Source organism: Paraburkholderia fungorum (assembly GCF_046027605.1).
Lineage (GTDB): Bacteria > Pseudomonadota > Gammaproteobacteria > Burkholderiales > Burkholderiaceae > Paraburkholderia > Paraburkholderia fungorum_F.
The window spans coordinates 1-1,695 of record NZ_JAQQEF010000076.1; the positions used below are offsets into that span (position 1 = coordinate 1).

Genomic DNA, 1,695 nt, shown 5'->3' on the forward strand with positions numbered 1-1,695 from the left:
ACATGCAATGTCGAGGCCAGGTTCAAATGTCGGGGTGCCGGCCAGATAGAAATGTCGTATCTGGCACCGGTGCTGAGTCTCTTTTTATGGGTTAAAGCTCAATGCAGTGTTGCAGGACAGCACGTGAACGGGCAGGGCGTGTCAGTCCGTTCAGTGGGTGCCTGCAGACCGCGGCCCGGGTTTGCGAGCCTTGACCGCGATCGTGACCGGCTTTGCCGATAACTGCGTCAGCGTTGCATTGACATCTTCCCGTGTGAACTCGCGCTGCTTCTTCGTGCCCGGTTCGCGCTGATTGCGTCCGGCGGCCAGCCCACGATGCGTGCGTGACGGTGAACCCGAAGCGCGCCGGTCATCACGCTGTGCCTGCAGCGCCTGCGCCACCTGCAGTGCGTGCCCCAGCCGCTTGTGCTCGATCACCGCGCCCTGATCGATCTCCGACAGCCGGTCATAGGGGACGCAGGGCAGGGCAACGCCATCCGCCCGCACCTCGATGCGCCCGTCCGGATACTCCCACACGTCGATATACCGGTGGATCAGTTTCCGGTTCGCTGGCGTGTCCGCCAGCAGGTACATCACGCGGTCGTACTGCACCGTCAGCGACTTCGTCACGCGCCGCAGTTCGCGCCACGTCAGCAGCGCGTCCAGATCCTCATCGTCGCGCAGCGGCCGGTGTGCGTCGAACGTGCTCTTCGGCGGTTTCGCAAAGTGCGCGTTGTACGACGCGATGAAGGCAGGCGCATACGCATTGGCCGCCGCGATGGTACTGATGCCGCGCAGCCGCAGTTCCTTCACCAGCCGGTCCTGCAAGGTCAGGTGCGCCCGCTCGACGCGGCCCTTGGCGGAACTGCTGTTCGCGCACCACGTGTCGATGTTCAGCTCGTACATCGCGCGGCCAAAGTGCGTCACGCCCCGGTCGCCGGTCTGCGTGTGCGTCGGCCGGAACACGCTGGCCTTGTCGCTGTAGAACGCGACCGGCTTGCCGTAGCGCTCCAGATACCCACGCGTCGCCTCAAAGTAGCTGAAGGTCGATTCGGTCGCCGTGAAATGCAGCGCCATCAGCCGGCTGGTTGCGTCGTCGACATACACCAGCAGCGTGCATTGCGGTGCCCGTGCCTCGAACCACGGATGCTCGCTGCCATCGATCTGCACCAGCTCGCCCAGACACGCACGACGGGCCCGCGGCTGATAGAGCTTCGGCGGGCGCTGCCGGCGCGGAATCCACAGCCCGGCATCGGTCATCAGATGCCGCACGGTTTCCTTCGACAGCGTGATCCCATGGCATTCGTGCAGCTTCTCGCAGGCCAGCGTCGGCCCGAAATCGGCGTAGCGTTCACGGATGATCGTCAGCGCCCGCACAGCCAGTCCTTCATCCAGTTTCCGGTTGCCCGGGCGATCGCGTCGGCCCGAGCACAAACCGGCGGCACCCGAAGCCCGATAGCGGATCACCAGCCGCTCGACCTGGCGCACGCTCAGCCCGAGCCGTTCAGCTGCGCGCCCGGGCTTCAGTCCCAGCTCCACAATCGCCTGAATCACCTTTAAACGGTCGAGTTCGCGCATGTTCAGTGTCACCAGTTCGGCTGCACGCATGGCGGGCTCCCGCAATCAGACCGGAAACGCCGAGCATGGCATCAGCTGCAAAACACGACATCTGTATCTTGCTGAAACACGACATTCTCATATTGCCGCTACATGCAA

General features: G+C 63.9%; 1 protein-coding gene. It reads right to left on the reverse strand.

Annotated elements, in window-relative coordinates:
- Positions 1 to 150: 150 nt before the first annotated feature.
- A complete protein-coding gene (locus tag PQR53_RS38790; protein WP_408347671.1) occupies positions 151 to 1,587 on the reverse strand; it encodes an ISNCY family transposase in 1,437 nt (478 codons plus the stop codon).
- Between the last annotated feature and the right edge of the window lie 108 nt (positions 1,588 to 1,695).

Bases quoted from the DNA above. Each gene is read 5' to 3' on its own strand.
- PQR53_RS38790 (WP_408347671.1), bottom strand. From the start codon at position 1,587: ATGCGTGCAGCCGAACTGGTGACACTGAACATGCGCGAACTCGACCGT.